This is a genomic window from Mesorhizobium sp. LNHC232B00 (genome assembly GCF_000502435.1).
GTDB classification, from domain to species: Bacteria; Pseudomonadota; Alphaproteobacteria; order Rhizobiales; family Rhizobiaceae; genus Mesorhizobium; species Mesorhizobium opportunistum.
This window is the reverse complement of the sequence record NZ_AYWP01000019.1, coordinates 26,243-43,764: the sequence shown is the minus strand read 5'-3', so window position 1 is coordinate 43,764 and position 17,522 is coordinate 26,243. Positions and strand designations below refer to the sequence as shown.

At 59.3% G+C, this 17,522-nt stretch carries 15 protein-coding genes; 8 read left to right on the top strand and 7 right to left on the bottom strand.

The genetic code is table 11. The annotated features are described in order from the left end of the window. Positions 1-74: 74 nt before the first annotated feature. Positions 75-989 carry a LysR family transcriptional regulator gene (locus X743_RS147920; protein WP_032923276.1) on the top strand — a complete coding sequence of 305 codons (915 nt, stop codon included), beginning with the start codon at positions 75-77 and terminating at the stop codon, positions 987-989. On the opposite strand, the gene X743_RS147925 is transcribed toward X743_RS147920, so the two are convergent. The 6 genes from X743_RS147925 to X743_RS147950 form a co-directional block, all read right to left on the bottom strand. Next, complete coding sequence (locus tag X743_RS147925; RefSeq protein ID WP_023767288.1) at positions 968-2,026, bottom strand: amidohydrolase family protein; 1,059 nt, start codon at positions 2,024-2,026, stop codon at positions 968-970. The two genes, X743_RS147920 and X743_RS147925, sit on opposite strands and share 22 nt — an antisense overlap. Next, entirely contained in the window at positions 2,023-2,604 is a 582-nt protein-coding gene (locus X743_RS147930; protein ID WP_023767287.1) for a carboxymuconolactone decarboxylase family protein, read from the bottom strand. The genes X743_RS147925 and X743_RS147930 overlap by 4 nt, the downstream gene beginning before the upstream one ends. A gap of 20 nt (positions 2,605-2,624) precedes the next feature. Beyond that, positions 2,625-3,497 (bottom strand): 3-keto-5-aminohexanoate cleavage protein, encoded by an 873-nt coding sequence (locus tag X743_RS147935; RefSeq protein ID WP_023767286.1) that lies wholly within the window; start codon positions 3,495-3,497, stop codon positions 2,625-2,627. A gap of 34 nt (positions 3,498-3,531) precedes the next feature. After that, positions 3,532-4,362, bottom strand: a complete 831-nt coding sequence (locus X743_RS147940; protein WP_023767285.1) for an SDR family NAD(P)-dependent oxidoreductase — start codon at positions 4,360-4,362, stop codon at positions 3,532-3,534. After that, positions 4,362-6,119: an NAD(P)/FAD-dependent oxidoreductase gene (locus X743_RS147945; protein WP_023767284.1), complete on the bottom strand. Its 1,758-nt coding sequence runs from the start codon at positions 6,117-6,119 to the stop codon at positions 4,362-4,364. Before X743_RS147945 ends, X743_RS147940 begins: the two co-directional genes overlap by 1 nt. Positions 6,120-6,807: 688 nt before the next feature. Beyond that, on the bottom strand, positions 6,808-7,797 hold the full coding sequence (locus X743_RS147950; protein WP_245264273.1) for a zinc-binding dehydrogenase: 990 nt from the start codon (positions 7,795-7,797) through the stop codon (positions 6,808-6,810). Between the two features lie 684 nt (positions 7,798-8,481). On the opposite strand from X743_RS147950, the gene X743_RS147955 reads away from it, so the two are divergent. The 4 genes from X743_RS147955 (at position 8,482) to X743_RS147970 (ending at position 13,139) form a co-directional block, all read left to right on the top strand. After that, entirely contained in the window at positions 8,482-9,447 is a 966-nt protein-coding gene (locus tag X743_RS147955; protein ID WP_031258002.1) for a sugar ABC transporter substrate-binding protein, read from the top strand. 44 nt (positions 9,448-9,491) lie between these two features. Further along, positions 9,492-11,030 (top strand): sugar ABC transporter ATP-binding protein, encoded by a 1,539-nt coding sequence (locus X743_RS147960; protein WP_006339950.1) that lies wholly within the window; start codon positions 9,492-9,494, stop codon positions 11,028-11,030. 30 nt (positions 11,031-11,060) lie between these two features. After that, entirely contained in the window at positions 11,061-12,278 is a 1,218-nt protein-coding gene (locus X743_RS147965; RefSeq protein ID WP_031257999.1) for an ABC transporter permease, read from the top strand. Positions 12,279-12,362: 84 nt separating this feature from the next. Further along, positions 12,363-13,139 (top strand): glucose 1-dehydrogenase, encoded by a 777-nt coding sequence (locus tag X743_RS147970; RefSeq protein ID WP_031257998.1) that lies wholly within the window; start codon positions 12,363-12,365, stop codon positions 13,137-13,139. Positions 13,140-13,210: 71 nt separating this feature from the next. Here X743_RS147970 and X743_RS147975 read toward each other — a convergent pair whose 3' ends face one another. Beyond that, complete coding sequence (locus tag X743_RS147975) at positions 13,211-14,611, bottom strand: MmgE/PrpD family protein (protein ID WP_031257997.1); 1,401 nt, start codon at positions 14,609-14,611, stop codon at positions 13,211-13,213. A gap of 228 nt (positions 14,612-14,839) precedes the next feature. On the opposite strand from X743_RS147975, the gene X743_RS147980 reads away from it, so the two are divergent. The 3 genes from X743_RS147980 to X743_RS147990 all read left to right on the top strand — a co-directional run bounded on the left by X743_RS147980 (position 14,840) and on the right by X743_RS147990 (position 17,514). Further along, a complete protein-coding gene (locus X743_RS147980; protein ID WP_084555582.1) occupies positions 14,840-15,583 on the top strand; it encodes an SDR family oxidoreductase in 744 nt (247 codons plus the stop codon). 30 nt (positions 15,584-15,613) lie between these two features. After that, positions 15,614-16,459, top strand: coding sequence for an SMP-30/gluconolactonase/LRE family protein (locus tag X743_RS147985; protein ID WP_245264272.1), 846 nt, complete (start codon positions 15,614-15,616; stop codon positions 16,457-16,459). Between the two features lie 131 nt (positions 16,460-16,590). Then, positions 16,591-17,514 carry an NAD(P)-dependent oxidoreductase gene (locus X743_RS147990; RefSeq protein ID WP_031257995.1) on the top strand — a complete coding sequence of 308 codons (924 nt, stop codon included), beginning with the start codon at positions 16,591-16,593 and terminating at the stop codon, positions 17,512-17,514. Positions 17,515-17,522 lie beyond the last annotated feature (8 nt).

The following is a 17,522-nucleotide window of genomic DNA, read 5'->3' as shown; positions in this document are numbered from 1 at the left end:
TTGGCGACCAGCTAGCGGCAGTGCTTGCGATCAGGCATTTTTCGACGCGAGAGGAGAACGGGGTGGGGGAGGCAATGGACGAACTCAAATTGGATAGGGCGTTCGTTCTAGTAGTCGAGAACGGCAGCTTTTCGGCCGCTGCCCGGCATCTAGGCACATCTGTGACCTCCATCGCTCGGCAGATCAATCGCCTCGAAGCGACGCTGGGTGTCCGGCTGCTCAACCGCACGACTCGGCGGCAATCCCTTACCGAGGTCGGCCATCTATATTATCAGAGGCTAACCGAACTCATCCGCCAGATTGACGACGTAAAACGGGAAGTCAGCGGCTACCAAAATACAGTCAAAGGGCGGCTGCGTGTGCATCTCAGGATTTCCGTTGGAAACGCAGTGATCGTTCCGGCGCTGAAGGACTTCCTTGCCGAGAACCCCGAAGTCATGATCGAGGTCACCCTGACGGACGAGCGCGCCGACCTCGTTGCGCTCGGGATAGACGTCGCGGTATGGCTCGGCAACCTTGAGGACTCAAGTTTGATAGCGCGCCGCCTTAGCCCGAGCCGTAGGGTTCTCTGTGGCAGTCCGGGATATCTGGAAAGGAGCGGTCATCCTACCGCTCCGCAGGACCTCGTCAAACACAATTGCCTTGTCTTTCGGGCGAAGAATTACGACAACCGCTGGCGCTTCACGAAGGACGCGACCACAGTGGAAATACCGGTATCTGGGAACCTCCAGACGGATAGTGGCGCTGCGCTGTTCACCAGCGCAATGAGCGGTCTCGGCTTGGTCATTATGCAGGAATCGACTGTCCGGCAAGCCGTTAGAAATGGTGATCTGATACCTCTCCTGACGGATCATGAGGTAAGTCCTACCGAGTTCGACACCTCCCTTTACGCGGTCTACCCGAGCAGCCGGAAAGTGTCTCCCAAGACGCGCGCATTCTTGGACTTCCTCGTAGCCTTGTTCCGTCATCATGACGAGCGTCCCGCCTGAGTGATGTCGCCGGAACCGGGCATTTCCAGCCCGTAGAATCGCGCGGCGGTCCGCCAGAAGAGATTGTCCCGTTCTGTCTCTGTCGCTCCTGCCGCCAGCCGTTTCATAGCGTTCCAACCGGTGCCATAGGTGTGGCTCTGCCGGTCGGCGGGATAGTTGCTCTCGAACATGCATCGCGAGGTTCCGAAAATCTCAATGCACGTCTCCATCCATGGTCGCCAGGCCGTGCAAAGTTCAGCCGAGTCAGGCCGTCTTCCGAGTTCCGGATGGGTGAGACCCGAAATCGGCATCCCGAGACCGCCAAGCTTGATCGCGACGTTGTCGCAAGCCGCCAGTTCGCGTAACGCCATGGACCACTCGGCGAAGACCTGGGCATGACGACCCGAATAGCCCCTGGTGCCCAAGATGCCTCCACAGTGATCGACGACGATCGGAATATGCGGAAAGGACCTTGCCAACGCCGTCAGGCCGCAGATTTGATGGAAGTAAAGCCAGGCGTCGAACCGGAGGCCGTACGTCGCGAGCTTGGCGAACCCGGCCCGGAAACGAGCGTCGTCAAGCATGTCGGGAGTCGTCGGATAGGCGCTATTGAGCATTTCCTGGTCGGCATCCCAGGCGGCGATGTGCCGAACACCGCGCAGATTTCCCCGATGAAGGCCGCCGGCAGCGCGGACATGCTCCCCGAGAACCTCTTCGACGCTTTCGCCTAACATCAGATCGGCGTGGCAGACAATTCCCGCGCAAACCTGCGTTTGGCATTCGGGATCGGCCGCGCACGCGTCCGCAACGCCTTTGGCGAACTCGGTTTCACCGACAGGACGCATCGCTTCCGGACCCCGGTCGCGATACATTGCGTGGGCCTGGACGAACACCGTCGCCACCACGTTGTGTCCGCTTGCGAGATCTGCTTTGAGCTCGTCGAGCAGATAGCGAAGGTTTGCTCTGTCGTAGAGGTGATGGTGGGCATCGACGATCGGCAGTCCGGGATCGATCGGCTCCTCGTCCTTCAGATGGCAGTGTGGACGCGCGCGGCTCACGGAGCAGGTCCTGGCGAGGGAAATTCAGGATCGTTGAGTTCCGTCGCGATCGATATCGGGATTCCTAGCTCGAATGCATTCAGCGTCACCGATACAAGGCAGTAATAGCCAACGATCGCCACTAGCTCGACCATTCCCCGTTCCTCCAGGCGCTGAACGCCCTGATCGTAAAGCGCGCGGCGGATCCGACCGGTCGAGAGGAGGCACCACGCGATATCGTGTACGAGACGCTCTTCGTCGCCAGCCACCTCGGGCCGACGCCGAGCTGCCACGTCGGCGATGACGTGCGGGTTCAGCCCCGCTTCCAACGCCAGGCGCTTGTGTGCCGTCCATTCATGATGGGACGTCCAATGCCTGGCGCAAACAAGGATCGCGAGTTCCGACAGACGCGGATGAAGTGTGGTGTCGTACCTGAGAAGTTCGCCGAGCCGCTGTGCCCTGCGCGCGAGTTCTGGATTTCTGAGCCAGGCGATCATCGGGGCGGGCACGCGTCCCCGTTTCCCGGCGACTGCTTCCGCGCTGACTTCGGACTGCGCGGCGGTCATCTCGTCATCCGACAATGCTTCGAGGCGAGGCATGGAGACTCCTGTCATTTAGCTCAACCGAGCCGCAATATGTCCCGGGCCTGCGAAGCCGTGGCGACCTCCGCCCCCAGGTCCTCAATGATCCTCGCCGCGCGTTCGACCAAGGGCCTATTTCCCTGCGACAGCTCGCCACGGGAAAGAAAAAGGTTGTCTTCGAGCCCGACGCGTACATGCCCTCCGAGGATGACTGACTGGGCGACCATGTGGAACTCCTTCGCGCCGATGCCAAACGCGCTCCAGTTGCTTCCGGCTGGGACCATCTGCTTCATCGACAACATTGCCTCCGTGGTCGCGGGAGCCCCCCACGGAATGCCCAGGCAAAGCTGGTACATGGCAGGTTCGGCGAATATTCCCTGCTTGAAAAGGTGCTCGGCGAGCGCGCAATGGCCCAGATCGAAGACCTCGAGTTCGGGTTTGACGTTGGCTGCACGGACGGCTCGCGCGATACGCTCGATGTGTGCGGGGACGTTGACGAACGCGTGCGCGCCGAAGTTCATTGTTGCAACGTCCAGACTGCAGATTTCCGGTCGCAGCTCGAGCACATGCTCCATACGCTCCTCGGGTGAGGCTAGACCCGAAACCGCGTTCCGGTTCGGATCGTCTTCGGCGGGTGTGAAACGTGCCCCGACACCCGTCGTCAAGTTGATCACGACATCGGCGCCGGATTGCCGGATGCGTCCAACGACGTCCCGGTAGAGGCGGATTTCGCGACTGGGTTTGCCCGTCTCGGGATCGCGAACGTGTATATGCACTATGGCAGCGCCCGCTTCATGCGCCCTGAGCGCATCGTCGGCGATCTGTTCGGGCGTGATGGGCACATAGGGGCTTGCGGCGGTGGTGTCACCCGAACCGGTAACAGCGCAAGTGATAATAACGGGTCGGCTCATTATTCCTCCGCACTGGAACCTGTAAGGCCGCAAATTAAGCCGGGCGTGCCGCGGTCAGCCCGCCGTCCACGACCAGTTGTGTGGCGGTGATGTAACGAGCCTCGTCGCTTGCGAGAAACAGCACCGCGTTCGCCACGTCCCACGCGTCTCCCATGCGCCCCATGGGCACGCTCGCGTTCCTCTGCGCGATGAGCTTGCCGACGTCGTCCTTGCCAAGCTGGCGAGCCAACCTGTTCTCGACGAGCGGTGTGTGCATGGAACCGGGGACCACCGTGTTCACCCTTATGCCCTTCTTGGCGAACGCTATCGCTGTAGAGCGCGAAAAGGCCTCGACTGCTGCCTTGGATGCCGCGTAGGCGACGCTTACGCGACCGCCCATCTGGAAGGTCATCGACCCCACGCTACCGATGTTGATGATTACGCCGCCGCTCCCGCCTTCTTCGAACTGGCGGAGCATCACGGGAAGCACGTGCTTGCAATTGAGAAAAACGCTGTCGAGATTGATTGAGATTTGCTTCTGCCATTCCTCTTCGCTCATCGAGATCGGATCGCCCGGAGCGCTCCCGCCCACGTTGTTGACCAGAATGTCGATACGGCCGAATTCGCTGATGCACCGCGCCACCGCCGCCTCGACGGTTTTGCTGCTGGTCGCGTCGCATTGGCAGGACGACCATCGCCCGCCGAGGTTTTCCCGACCCATCGCCGATCCGGTCTCCGTCAGCGCTTCGCGGCTTATGTCGGTGCCGAACACCCTGGCACCCTGACGCGCCATAAGCACGGCCGTCGCCTTTCCGTTGCCCCAGCCTTCGCCGACCGATCCGGCACCCGTTACAAAGGCTGTCTTGCCGGATAAATCGAGTGGCATCAGCTCAACAACCCCATTTCGCGTGCCTTGATCTGCAAAGCGATGTATTTGGAGTAGATGCGCGCGTGGGCGAAACCGCCTCCGGTAAACCAAAGGCCCTGCTGGGGCGTCGGCCGGAACATGTTGGCGAGTTCCCCATCGGGCGCGATACCCCAGATCGGCCCGATCTTGTCCGCCGTTTCTGAACCCAAAAGCTGGCGGATCAGGTCCTGCTGACTCTGGTAACCGGTCGCCATCACTACCAGATCGACTTTAGCGATCTGTCCGTTGGCAAGTTTCACGCCCTCCGCGACGAATTCATCGATCTCTTCCCACTGCATGAGGCCGACTTCGCCATTGATGATCAGCTCCGAGCATCCGCAGTCGAGATAGTAGCCACCGTGACGGCGACGGAACTTCATCTGGTGCCCCGTTTCGTCGTCGCCGAAATCCAGCTTGAAACCCCTTGCCTTCAACCCGGCGAGAAGTTCGCGGTCGATTTCCTTGATCTTCGTGACGGCTGCCTTGTAGCTGCGGATGAGCAGCGGATATGTACTGGTCACCGCAATCAGGTCGCAGTCTTCGACTGGCAGGCCTTCGCTATAATAGACGGAATGCACCAGCCCGGCGGCGGCCACGCTTGTGACAGTCGTAGCCCCTCGTTGCACCAGCGTCACTTGCGCGCCGTGGCCATGGAGATCCTGTGCCACGTCATGACCGCTCGTGCCCGCGCCGAGAACCAGCACACGTTTTCCGCCCCAATCCTCGCCGCTCGTGAAATCATGCGTATGCATGACCTCGCCCTTGAACGAGTCCAGACCCGCGACCTTCGGCTTCAGCGGGCGGCCCGCCACGCCGTTGGCAAAGACGATGTGCTTCGGCCTCAGAACCCGTTCCGATCCGTCCGCCCTCCGCACCTTGGCGTTCCAGCGGCCAGCCTGGTCGTCGAAAGATCCTCCGACGAAGGTCGTTTCCGTCCATACGTTGCACTCCATGGCCCAGGCGTAGTTTTCCAGCCAATTGGCGATCATGTCCTTCGGGAGGTATTTGGGCCAGCTTGGCGGCCAAGGCAAATAGGGCAGGTGGTTGAGCTTCACTTGGTTGTGCAGCGCCAGCGAATGATAGCGCCTGCGCCAGACGTCGCCGACGCGCGGCATCTTGTCCACGATCAGGGTATCCACACCCAGCAGTCTCAACCGGGCGGCTATGCTCAACCCGCCCTGGCCCGCGCCGATGATCAGCACGGCAGGCTCGCGGTCTGTGAAGGCTTGCTCCTTCGCACGCAGGTCGCTCCAGTTGTCGCCGCCAAAGTTTCTCGAATAAGCAGAACCGCTTGGCCTTTGATCGTTTATCGGTTCCTCATGACCTTTGAATTCCTCAAGCGATGTCATTAATGCCCATGCCGTATCCGGCGCGTCGGCGACCAACCGGAGAAACCCGTAGCCGCGACCGACGTTCGTCTCGAACGTGAAGATCGCTTCGATCGATTCCACGCCGATACGGGTTACGCGCCGGGGCGGGGTGCGGTCTTCCGCCAGCTTGAAATTTCTCGCCCGCACATCCGGCTGCGCCTTAAGAAGGCCATCGATGATCGGCTGCCTAGATTGGTGAGGCGTGATGTCCCAGCTGAAAGCCAACAGATCGCGCCAATGGCAATCGTCTGCGAAATGCCGGCCAAGTGCATTGGCGTCTCCGGCTCCGAGCGCGGCTTCGAATGACGTCAGCCATCGCGCGGCGAAATCAGCCTCGTTGGCTGCGATACTGCTTGCAATATTCATGGCAACGTCTCCAATCCACCAGGGTGGATCCCAGATCATTAGCGGGGCGGCCCCAGCGTTCGCGCCTCTAGAGCGAAATACGTCCGCGCGATTTCTATGAAATAGCGGATTCCGGAACGATCAAACATGTTGCCGAACGGCAAACATCTTGGCCTCCGGTGCAAATGTGAACGAGCTCTCAACTCGCCTGCCGCTTTGAAGCGAGCGATTTGTGCGCAAGGCCCCCGCAACGGTGGCTGACTTTGGGCGAAGTGTAGCGCCGAGCAGAATCAACCGGTTAGAGTCGCTAAAAACCCAGTAGTTGGATTGGGTTTCCAGGACACTAGCGGCTTCGCTGGTATGCGTCAGTTGGCCCCTTGAAGCTCGACAGTGACGAGGCTGCTCTCGAGTGCGCCACCGGGAGTGCTATCGCGAGTAAGCGTCGTCGAGTGCTCATCGGCGCTTTCCGGGTGGGACTCACCGGTGTCGTGATGAACCTGCACGCGAACATGGAGAAGCACCTGGCGCCGATGTCCTGGGGCTAAACGACCGGGTTGGCTGCCGGGCGGCTGGTGGAGTTAGAGGAATAACTGCACGGCGACGTCTATTTCTTGGCACCCATGGCGAAGTCACCATCACCCAAGCCGAAGCTCATGGCCCAATCTGCACCGACCGTGACATCCGGCAAGTCCGAGTGGAAAGACGCGGTTCAGTCGAAGACGAACACGCCCTTGCCAATTTTTCTCTGCTCGAAAAGGGCATAAGCCTCCACGGCGTCTTCGAGCTTAAATTCGTGCGTGAACAGGGAATCGACGTCTATGCCTCGTTCGCTGACGAACTGAGCGCATTCTTCTTGCTGGTTTTTGCTGAAGGTCAGTGAACCCATGAGCGTCTTCTGCTTCGTGATGACCTCATTGCAATCGAACTGCATGGCTCCGTGAACGCCGACAAGGCAAGTGGTACCCCATTGGCAGGTGCAGTTGACCGCCTGCTCACGCGCGACCGGGTTCGAACTGCATTCGACCGCCTTGTCGGCACCAAAACCGCGGGTGACATCCTTGATGGCCTGGACGGGATCGCCTTTCAATGGATTGACGAGGAAATCAGCGCCGAACCTTTTGGCCATCGCGAGGCGTTCTTCGCCAACGTCAAGCGCGATGACCCGTGCGCCGAAGGCCTTGGCGAGAATGGTGCAGCTCAATCCGACCGGGCCTTGACCGAAGATGGCGATGGTTTCTTCGGCAAGCAGGTTGATCCGCTTCAGAGCACCGTAAGCAGTCCCGCTTCCGCAACCGATGGCAGCACCTGCCTTGAACGACAGCACGTCGGGAAGCTTGATTACTGTGTGAACGGGGGCTTTCATGAAGTCCGCGTGGCTACCGTGGCCATTTCCACCGAAAGCGATCCGCCCCCTGTCGCAGTTCTGGGTCCAGCCTGAACGGCAATTGGAGCAAGTGCGGCAGCCGTCATAGTGGTGGATCATCACCCGATCGCCGACTTTCGCTTCATGAGGTCTCACAGCCGAACCCACCATCTCGACGACGCCGCATGGCTCATGCCCTTCGATGACGATCTGGTCTTCGGTTCGCTTGGGCTCATAGAGGTGGTTCAAGTCACTCCCGCACATGCCCGAGGCCTTCACCCGGATAACGACCTCGTCCGGCCCCGGAACAGGGTCGGGGAACTCGCGAAGTTCCATTGCGCCTTCTCCGAGAAAAACAACCCCTCTCATCGCCATGACCTCCAACATCGCTCAGGTACCCCGACCTCAAATGATCGGGGTGCTACCAAGCTGGGTCGCAAATCCAAACTCTTGAGACAACCGTTTTCGCTTCGTTCGCCGCGTTTGCGGAGTCATCATATAACTTAATGTTATATGTAGCTTTGCGGCGCTAGGGGTAGTTGGCCTAGCTAGGACAAGAGGCTTCCAGTCCGGACAGCGGCGACCCTTGTCCGGGGTCCACGACATAAGCTGGTATTATAACCCTCGGCCCGGACCTCTGTCGTCCAAAATTTCAGCATGTTAGAGAAGTTAACGCAGGAGGAGGCAGGTCGAACTTCGGTATAAGGCTGAACCCAGCCGATACTGCTAGCAAGATCGACTTGCTATTTAATCGCTTAGTGAACTTTAGGGAGGATCAGAATGCGCCAGGACCCAGTAAATAAAGATGGCGTTTCTTTCCCCCTGTACATACTTGCCGACACAATTATCGATTTCAACTGAGTGATGAACTCCTAATTGTCGTCGGTCACGGCGGTTGCTCTCGTTGAATCTCGTTTGCCTCGAGTTCTGCGTAGCGACGCACGGCCCGGTTTCATAGTGCCGAAACCGACAAAGCCATCTCAACCGGCACATAGCAAAACTTGCTCCAGGGAGGAACTCATGAGCGGAATGAAACTGAAATTCGGCGTGGCAGCTATCGCGGCGCTTCTGTCCGCCGGAACGGCCGGTGCGAAGGATCTCACCTTCGGGTACGTGCCCGCAAGCCTCGAGTATCCCTACAATGTCATGACCGCGAAGGGCTTCGAGGAGGCCGCCAAGAAGGCGGGCGTCAAGACCGTTGTGCTCGATCCGCGCGGCAGTGTGGAGAAGCAGGGCAACGCGTTGGACGATCTTCTTTCTCAAAAAGTCGACGCCATTAGTTTCTTGCCTCTGGATTCCGTCGTGGCCGAGTCCTTCGTCGACAAGATCACCGCTGCCGGGGTGCCTGTCGTTGCTATCGCGGCACAGGTGGGTGATCCTCAAAAGCGCGACGTCAAGGATCCATACCCGGCTTTGTCGGCGTTGGTTGCGACAGATAACTATAAGGCCGGCTACGTCTCGGGAGAAATGACCGCAGGGGTTCTCCCCAAAGACCGCAAAGCCAAAATCGCTATCGTCCAAGGCGATCCTGCCTACGCAGTGGTTAAGCTGGACACTGACGGCTTCGTTGCTGCTTTGAAAAAAGCCAATGCAAACTATGAGATCGTTGCCGAGCAGCCGACAAACTGGACGCCGGATCAAGGTGAGGCGGTGTGCCAAAACTTTCTGACCGCACACCCGGATCTGGATGTGATTTTCAGCCAGGCGGATGACATGGCGATCGGTTGCGCACGTGCGATCGAAGCCGCAGGCTGGAAGGGCAAGCTCATCGCGACCGGCGGGGGCTCAAAGCTGGGTTATGATGCAATCAAAGCCGGGGAAATGTACGGCTCGGTTTGCACCCGTCCACTGTTGCTCGGCGAATTGATGTTCAAGGCAATGCAGGAGGCCGCGACGGATCCCAAGACGCCGAAGGGACGTTTCGTGACTTACGACATGCCGCCGATCACCAAGGACAAGCTGGACGACTGCCCAGAGAAGTGGTGATAAACTTCCTTCGTCGATAGCAAACAGATTGGGAAACCCAGCTGATGCAAGACAACGGTCCAATCATGCAGTTGCGTGGTATCGTGAAGGGGTTTCCCAATGGAACGCTGGCCCTGCGCGGTGTCGATCTCGATATCGAGCGGGGCAAAGTCCACGGTCTGCTGGGGGCCAATGGCGCCGGCAAATCGACCCTGATCCGGATCCTGTCCGGTTCCTACTGGGCCACGTTAGGCGAGATCATCTGGCGTGGACAACCGGTGCAATGGGATAGCCCTAAAGCCGCGAATGACATGGGCGTGGCAACTGTCCACCAGCATATTCCGCTGGTCCCGACACTTTCCATTTTAGAGAACGTTTTTCTGGGCAACGGTGGGCGCTGGCGACGGTCGTCAGCCATTCGGACCCAGTTCAACCAGCTCTGCGAACGCGTGGGGTACTGGTTGGATCCGGACACCCTGGTCAGCTCGCTGTCGATCGGCGAGCGCCAAATGGTATCCATATTCCAAGCGCTCGGAACCGGCGCCGATCTGATCGTCATGGACGAACCGACCGCGTCTCTCGCCTCAGAAGAGCGTGAGCTGGTCTACAACACGGTTAGGCGTCTGTCTAAAGGCGAGAAGAAAGCCATTCTGTTCGTGTCTCACTTCCTCGACGAAGTGATGGCGCTTACGGATCAGGTTACTGTGCTTCGCGACGGCTTGGCTGTGATGCGCGCCAACACCTGCGATCTCGACGAAAATCGTATCGCCGAGGCAATCGTTGGAAAGCAGATTGTCGCTCTCGAGCGTCAGGCCGAAAGCCGCGTGCCGTTGGCTGTCGTTGGCAACGATCAGATCCCGCGCTTGGAACTCCGTGATCTTGCCTCCAGGGGCAAGCTGCAGAAGATCTCGATGAGCGTTGCGCCTGGGGAAGTCGTGGGTGTCGCGGGGCTTTTGGGATCCGGCCGGAGCGAACTGCTCCACGCGATCTTCGGCGCAGACAAGAGCGCGACGGGCGAGGTGGTGCTCGATGGAAAACGCGTCGCGCGGGACACCGGCGCGGCCGTCAAGGCTGGCATCGGCATGGTTCCTGAGGACCGAATGGCTCAAGGCCTGGTTCCCGACTTTGAGATTTGGAAAAACACCACATTGCCCGCGTTGGGCGGCGTCTCAATGTGGAACGCGATTCCGGTGGGCGAGCGCGAACGGGACCGGGGATGGGAAGCCATCAGGATGCTTGGGATCAAAGCCATCTCGCCGGAAATCCTCGTCAAGGAACTGAGTGGCGGCAACGCGCAGAAGGTCACAATCGCCAAATGGCTGTTCAGTGATGTCAAGCTGTTCCTGCTCGACGAGCCGACGGCGGGTATCGATATCGGGGCGAAAACAGACATTCTGCGTCTGGTTCGACAACTGGCAAGCGAAGGCAAGTCGGTCATAATCGTATCTTCGGAATTCGAGGAACTGCTGACGGTTTGCGATCGCATTCTTGTGATGCGTGATGGCCAGTGCATTGCCGAACGCAACGCTCGCGACACTTCAGAGCATGAATTGCTTCTGCTGGCTGGCGGCAAGAGCGCAGCGACCGAAGCCGCGCGCCACTGAACGGCGGGCATCTCACAGCGAGATTTAAACATGACCATGATAAAAGAGAATCGCTTGGATCAGTCTGACGTGCTTGGTCAGGATGTGCAAACCAGCGCCAAAACCAATTGGCGGAGGCTATTTGGACTTCAAGAGATGGGCGTTTACTACGCGCTGCTGCTGTTGATCGTCACTTTGACGATCATCACGACTTATATCGGTCAATCCAACTATCTCAGTGTGCAAAATCTTTCCAATGTTATCTATCAGTCTTCGCTGATCGCAATCATGGCGGTAGCGATGACTGTGGTTCTGATCAGCGGCAATTTCGACCTATCGGTGGCGTCGGTCGCGGCTCTTGCCGCAGTGATGTTGATCGGCAATGCCGACGCGATCGGCTTTTGGCCTGCCGCGGCACTCGCGGTGATCGTGGCAATGAGCATCGGTCTTCTGAATGGAGCAATCGTTCAATACGTTGGGATCAATGCGTTCATCGTTACCCTCGGCACGATGACAGCGGTCCGCGGCTTGGTGTTGATTTACACCGACGGACGATCGCTTTCAGTTGCAAATCCAGATGTGATCGCCACCATGAAATCCTTCGAAGGTGGGCGTCATGATGGTTTCTGGCTCGTATTGATCGCGGGACTGGCGCTCCTGGCCGTGGCCGCATTCCGGATTTTCCAGACCCGCATGGCGGGGAAGAGCCTGCGGCCCGCTACACTCGGAATGGTCGTGGCTGGGCTTTTCTTCCTGCTGGTCTCCTGGGCCTCCGGCGGTGAATTGATCCTGCGGAATCCTGTCATTATGATGGTCGTCTTCACTGCGATCGTCTGGTTCACGCTAAGCTTCACAATGGTTGGCCGGCGCGTCTATGCGGTCGGTGGTAATTCAGAAGCGGCCCGATTGTCCGGTATCAACGTCACGCGATACAAGTTGATGGCTTTCGTCTTCTGTAGTGGCGCGGCAGGATTTGCTGGTGTCCTTTTCGCGAGCCGCTTGCGGTCCATCAATCCGGCGGGTCTTACGGGCGCGGAACTCACGGTTATCGCCGCCGCCATCCTCGGGGGGACCTCGCTGTTCGGTGGCGCAGGCAGCGTCATCAAGACGCTGGCCGGAGCGCTGCTGCTCTATTCGCTGACCAACGGTTTCAACATCCTGAACCTCGGTGCGAACTGGCAGGGCCTCATAGAGGGCGTGGTGGTCGTGGTCGCAGCGGCAATCTACACCGTGGGCGGCACCAAGGCGAAATCCAAGACGGGCGGCTGAGCAGCAGGTGGCGCTTCAGCGCGACCGGCGACTCGCGAAGACCATTCGCTCCGCCCTCAAAAAACAGAAAAACGGACAATCGACATGACTGACATACCAAGAGTGGATCTCAACGGCAAAGTCGCATTCGTCACCGGGGCCGGGAGCGGCATCGGCCGCGCCGCAGCGATCGCATTTGCCATGGCGGGCGCGGCTGTGACGGCCGCCGACATTTCCGAGAAGGGCTTGAAGGAAACGGTCGCCGAAATCGAGGGCCGCGGCGGAAGCGTGTTGTCCGTCATCTGCGACGTGACCAAAAGCTCTGACGTGAAGGCGGCTCTGGACCAGACCGTGGATAAGTTCGGCCGCTTGGACATCGCGTTCAACAACGCGGGCATCGAACAACCCGCGCAACCGATCGCCGAATTGTCCGAGGAAGTTTGGGACAAGACCATCGCCGTGAACCTGAAAAGCGTTTTCATTTGCATGAAATACGAGATCGAAATCATGCTGCGCCAAGGAGGCGGATCGATCGTCAACACTGCATCGGGCGCGGGTGTCTTGGCGATACGCGGGCAGTCCAGCTATTGTGCCTCGAAGTTCGGTGTTGTGGCCGCAAGCAAGGTCGCCGCCCTCGAGTATGCGAACAAGAACATTCGGGTGAACGCAATCTGCCCGGGCATCATCGACACGCCGATGATCGCCCGCTACACGGGCGATACTGATGAAGGTCGGGCTCGCGTGATTGCGCAAGAACCTATTGGACGCATGGGACGCCCAGAAGAGATCGCTGGCACGGTCCTCTGGCTTTGCTCCGACGCCGGGGGTTTCGTGACGGGTCATGCCATGGTTGTTGATGGCGGGCAGACAGCCGGCATTTAGCGGCAGCGCAAAAGTCTCGATAGAAACTTTTGACTCCACCATGGAGCGTCAGGCGCTCAACGCAGGTTTTTCTACGCCTCGTGTGCTGGCGGAGAGAGAAGTTTCACCAGTTCCGTTGCATCGGAGAGTTCCTCTAGCCGACTGGCGAGACCCGCTACCCGGGTCACGACGTCGTCCGCTAATCTGGTGATCGAGAGCGTCGCACATTCTGTGAATTTCGAGCGGATGTCGTCCCAGCCCATGGGATTGTCCGCGTTGCCAGGAACGCTTCGGCCTTCCTGCGACCATCGGCGGCCGTCATGGGTGAGAATCTCCACGCGGCCGGGTGGGAGTTCGAGTCTCCAATCGAGAGCTGGATCGTTCACAAGGCTTATCTTGGTCGCTATCTCAAGCACTGCTCTATCGTGAAGGCCATCTTCGGTAAAATCCGAGACGCTCATGCCCCGTCGGGCGATGGCGATAGAAACAAGAAACGGCAAGCTGAATTTCGCATCGGCCAATGTCGCCGGGCTCCGCCGCTCCTGAAGCGGCTGACACATTAAATCGTGGTAGTCGCCGACATGGAGACGGATCTCCGCGATCTGGTCTGGGTGCACATCGTTTTTCGTGACGATGTCGATCGCGGCTTTCATATGGCTGTGGGCGGTACCCACACATGGCCAACGCTTGTACAGCGTCCCACTTCCAAGAAAATCCCGGCCGAGATCGCGAACGATGGCTTCGCGATCGAAACCGCCGCCAAAATAGGTATTCATAAAACCGTACTGGCCTTCAAACATGCGATCGATGCCTGTGATGCCTTTTTCTGCCATCAGGGCGGCCAGGACAGCGCCTTTGGCAGAGAATCCGGCGTACATGCCACGGAGATCGCTGCCACGCCCTGCAACCATCTCCATGACGCCGCTGCATTGCATGGTAGCGATGCCCATGGCGTGCGCGACCTGTCTGGGAGACTGTCCCATTGTGCGGCCCGCGGAAGCCGTCGCGGCGAAGACAGCGAGTACCGTCGACAGGTTCCAGTCCTTTTTCCAGTCCACGTTGCATCGCAAGCGGGCGAAGATATCCTGGCCCGCGGCGACCGCGGCGATCAGATCCTTCCCGGAAACGCCGCCCCGGCGCTCGGCGACTGCGAACACCGCAGGCACGATGGAACTCGCTGTGTGCTGTCCCCAAGGGGTCTGGTCGTCGTAATCCAGGCAGTGTGCCATCGCACCGTTCGCGAGCGCCGCCATCATTGCCGGGCGACGACCGCCAAAGCCAATCACGGAACACTCGGGCTTTCCGCCGCCTTCCTCCACGATTTCCACGACACCCCTGACCGCGGGTTCCATCCCGCTCGCGGCGAGAATGACACCCAATGTGTCGAGAACGCTTTTTTTCGCAGCTTCGCGCGCGACTGTTGGGAGAGCGTCATACGAGAGTTCCGCCGCGTGCCGGGCAAAAACGTGCACGAGATCGGGTTCGGTGGACATAGTTGCGGTTTCCTCCATACACGTGCCCGCCCGCGCCGGCGGGCATCTCGTATTCTGCAGCAATCTCACGTCACATGTCGTGCCGCATCCATAACTTCACGCGGCAAGGTCTTTGATCCGACCAAGATATAACAAGAAGCTATATGCGCCGATACCAAGGTGAGTTTCCGTGTTCTCATTTCGATCGAGAGATGGAATTTTGCCTGGACAAAACATTGGGAGGATATGTTGGCAAATCTAGCCGGAAAAACCGTTCTGATCACCGGGGCGTTGGGAACGATCGGAAAGGCTTTGGTGGCTCGCTATCACGAAGCCGGGGCCACGGTCATCGCTTCGGACCGCCCCCATATGGAAAATGCTTCCGAAACAATTGGGAAGATCGCTCGCGACGTCCGCTATTTCGGTTGCGATCTTAGCGACCTCGCTGGCACGGAGAAGGCCGTAACCGCGCTAGCCGAAGAAGTGGGCGGCATCGACATCCTTGTGAACAATGCAGCATTCGTCGTGAACAAGCCGCACGAGCAATTCACGATTGAGGAATACGAGAACGAGGTCCGGATCAATTCGTCTGCTGCCTTCGTCGTAGCGCGGGCGTGCAGCGCCATGATGAAGCAGAAGAAATACGGCAAGATCGTCAATATGACGTCCGCGACCCTGACCGGACACTGGGAAGGCTTCGTCCCTTATGTCGCCTCCAAGGGAGCGATGTACGGTCTTATCAAGGCGTTGGCGCGCGAACTCGGTCACTACGGCATCAATGTGAACGGCGTTTCGCCGGGTGCGGTGGTGTCTGAAGCCGAATGGCGCCATTTCGGCGAGAAGCGAGAGGAATACCACAGGTGGATTCTGGAGCGGCAGAGCCTGAAGCGGCGGATCGAGCCCGAAGACATCGCCAATCTGGTCGTGTTCCTTTCGTCACCCGAGGCCGACCTGATCACGGGGCAGGACATCCATTGCGACGGCGGTTGGTGACGCCGGTCGAGTTCGCCGGGGAGGACGAAATTGGCAACCCAGAAACCTACGTTGTTCGCGGACAATTTCATGTTCCTCGAAGCGCCGAAATGGCGAGATGACCGCTTGTGGGTATCTGACGTTTTCGATCATAAGGTCTGCGCCCTCTCGGCCGAGGGGCACCCCAAGACGTTCTTGTATGTGCCCAACCGACCCTCCGGGCTGGGGTTCCTTTCCGACGGAAGCCTGATTGTGGTTTCCGCCAAGGATCGCAAGCTCCTCAGGTACTTCCCTGGCTCACAGTTGGTTGACTACGCCGATCTGTCAAAACACGCGACCGGTTGGCTGAACGATTTCGCGATCGACGAGCATGACCGGATTTATGTCGGAAACTTCGGGTACGATTTCGCGGGGGGCGAAGAGCGCAAGACGACTTCGCTCCACAGGGTCGATCCGGACGGAACCATTGAAGAAGTCGCTGACGAAGTCGACTTCCCAAATGGGTCCGTCGTCATCGACAACGGGCGGACACTCCTTGTTGCGGAGACTTGGGCAGGGCGCCTAACCGCTTTCAACATCAACGAAGCCGGCAGGCTGAGCAATCGGAGGCTATTCGCCGATCTTGGAAAACGGCAGCCCGACGGCATTTGCGCCGACGCAGAGGGTGCGATCTGGGCTGGTGTCTACAACACCGGTGAATTCGTACGTGTCCTCGATGGCGGCAAGATCACCGATGCCGTTCAGTTGGAAGGGTTCGGCATTTCCTGCACGCTCGGGGGCAATTCGGGCAGGACGCTGTTCATGACCGCTTTCATCGGAACCGAGGGCGACATGGCGGCGGGCAAGCGCAACAGTGCGATCTTCACGATCGATGTCGAAGTCCCGGCTGGCGCTTAGCCCAAGCCCAGGTGTTAGATACCGATATAAAGAAACATTATAACACCCTGCCGCGCATCCGACTTTGCGTTGCCCGCGGACGGGCGCGCCGATAGCGTGGCCGCTAATAGATACGTTGGAACGGCGCCCAAATGCATCCCGTGATTTCTTTCCCCGCGCTCGCGGGAATGGCCTATCCCTCGCTTGAAGGGCGCGGCCTTCTGCGGATCGTGCCTGGGCCGAGAGAAGTCCTTGCGTTGCCGGAAGCCGACCGCCGCGCCGTCCAGGTCCTGATGACCAGCGCGTCGCGCGGCTGCAGCGCGGAGCTTGCCCAAGCGTTGCCGAACTTGCGCTTTGTCGTATCGCAAGGGGTCGGAACCGAACTTATCGACGGGGACGCATTGGCTAAACGCGGTGTGAGGGTGCGCCCCGTTGGCGAAGCCTTGACCGACGATGTCGCGGATCTTGCCATGGCTCTGACGCTGATGTCCTGCCGCGGGCTCGTGCGCGCCGATGCCTTCGCGCGTAGCGGCCAATGGCAGAATGGTCGATTCGAGGTTGGCGACAGTGTGGTCGACATGACTATGGGTATTGCGGGCCTCAGCGGTCGGATCGGTCAGGCGATCGCCGCTCGGGCATCCGTATCAAGAATGAAAATCGCCGGGCTGGAACGCCCATCGAACATGGGGCTTGGCGCGTCTCTGCACGCGGACTGGAAAGCCCTTTGCGCGGCGTCGGACATACTCGTCTTGGCGCTGCCGGGGACGCCTGACCTCCAGCATGTCATAGGCGCCGAAGAACTTGTCGCATTGGGTCCCAAAGGCCGGCTCGTAAACGTTGGCCGCGGGAAACTCGTCGACACGGACGCGCTGATCGAAGCGCTGGAGAAGGGCATCATCGCCGGGGCCGCGCTGGATGTACTGGATAGCGAACCCGCAGTCCCCGAACGTCTCGCCGCGTTGCCCAATGTCATCCTCTCTCCGCACATCGGGGGGCAGACGTGGGGCCAGCGGGCGCGGGGGGCCAGGATCGCAGAGACCGAGGTCCTGAGATTCCTCCACGGCGAAGAAGAATAATGGCTTTC

What these genes read in the sequence shown, in the direction of transcription:
- X743_RS147960 (WP_006339950.1), top strand. Translation starts at nt 9,492, where the DNA reads ATGCAAGACAACGGTCCAATCATGCAGTTGCGTGGTATCGTGAAGGGG.
- X743_RS147935 (WP_023767286.1), bottom strand. Translation starts at nt 3,497, where the DNA reads ATGAGCCGACCCGTTATTATCACTTGCGCTGTTACCGGTTCGGGTGAC.
- X743_RS147970 (WP_031257998.1), top strand. Translation starts at nt 12,363, where the DNA reads ATGACTGACATACCAAGAGTGGATCTCAACGGCAAAGTCGCATTCGTC.
- X743_RS147945 (WP_023767284.1), bottom strand. Translation starts at nt 6,119, where the DNA reads ATGAATATTGCAAGCAGTATCGCAGCCAACGAGGCTGATTTCGCCGCG.
- X743_RS147930 (WP_023767287.1), bottom strand. Translation starts at nt 2,604, where the DNA reads ATGCCTCGCCTCGAAGCATTGTCGGATGACGAGATGACCGCCGCGCAG.
- X743_RS147940 (WP_023767285.1), bottom strand. Translation starts at nt 4,362, where the DNA reads ATGCCACTCGATTTATCCGGCAAGACAGCCTTTGTAACGGGTGCCGGA.
- X743_RS147950 (WP_245264273.1), bottom strand. Translation starts at nt 7,797, where the DNA reads ATGGAACTTCGCGAGTTCCCCGACCCTGTTCCGGGGCCGGACGAGGTC.
- X743_RS147955 (WP_031258002.1), top strand. Translation starts at nt 8,482, where the DNA reads ATGAGCGGAATGAAACTGAAATTCGGCGTGGCAGCTATCGCGGCGCTT.
- X743_RS147975 (WP_031257997.1), bottom strand. Translation starts at nt 14,611, where the DNA reads ATGTCCACCGAACCCGATCTCGTGCACGTTTTTGCCCGGCACGCGGCG.
- X743_RS147990 (WP_031257995.1), top strand. Translation starts at nt 16,591, where the DNA reads ATGCATCCCGTGATTTCTTTCCCCGCGCTCGCGGGAATGGCCTATCCC.
- X743_RS147920 (WP_032923276.1), top strand. Translation starts at nt 75, where the DNA reads ATGGACGAACTCAAATTGGATAGGGCGTTCGTTCTAGTAGTCGAGAAC.
- X743_RS147965 (WP_031257999.1), top strand. Translation starts at nt 11,061, where the DNA reads ATGACCATGATAAAAGAGAATCGCTTGGATCAGTCTGACGTGCTTGGT.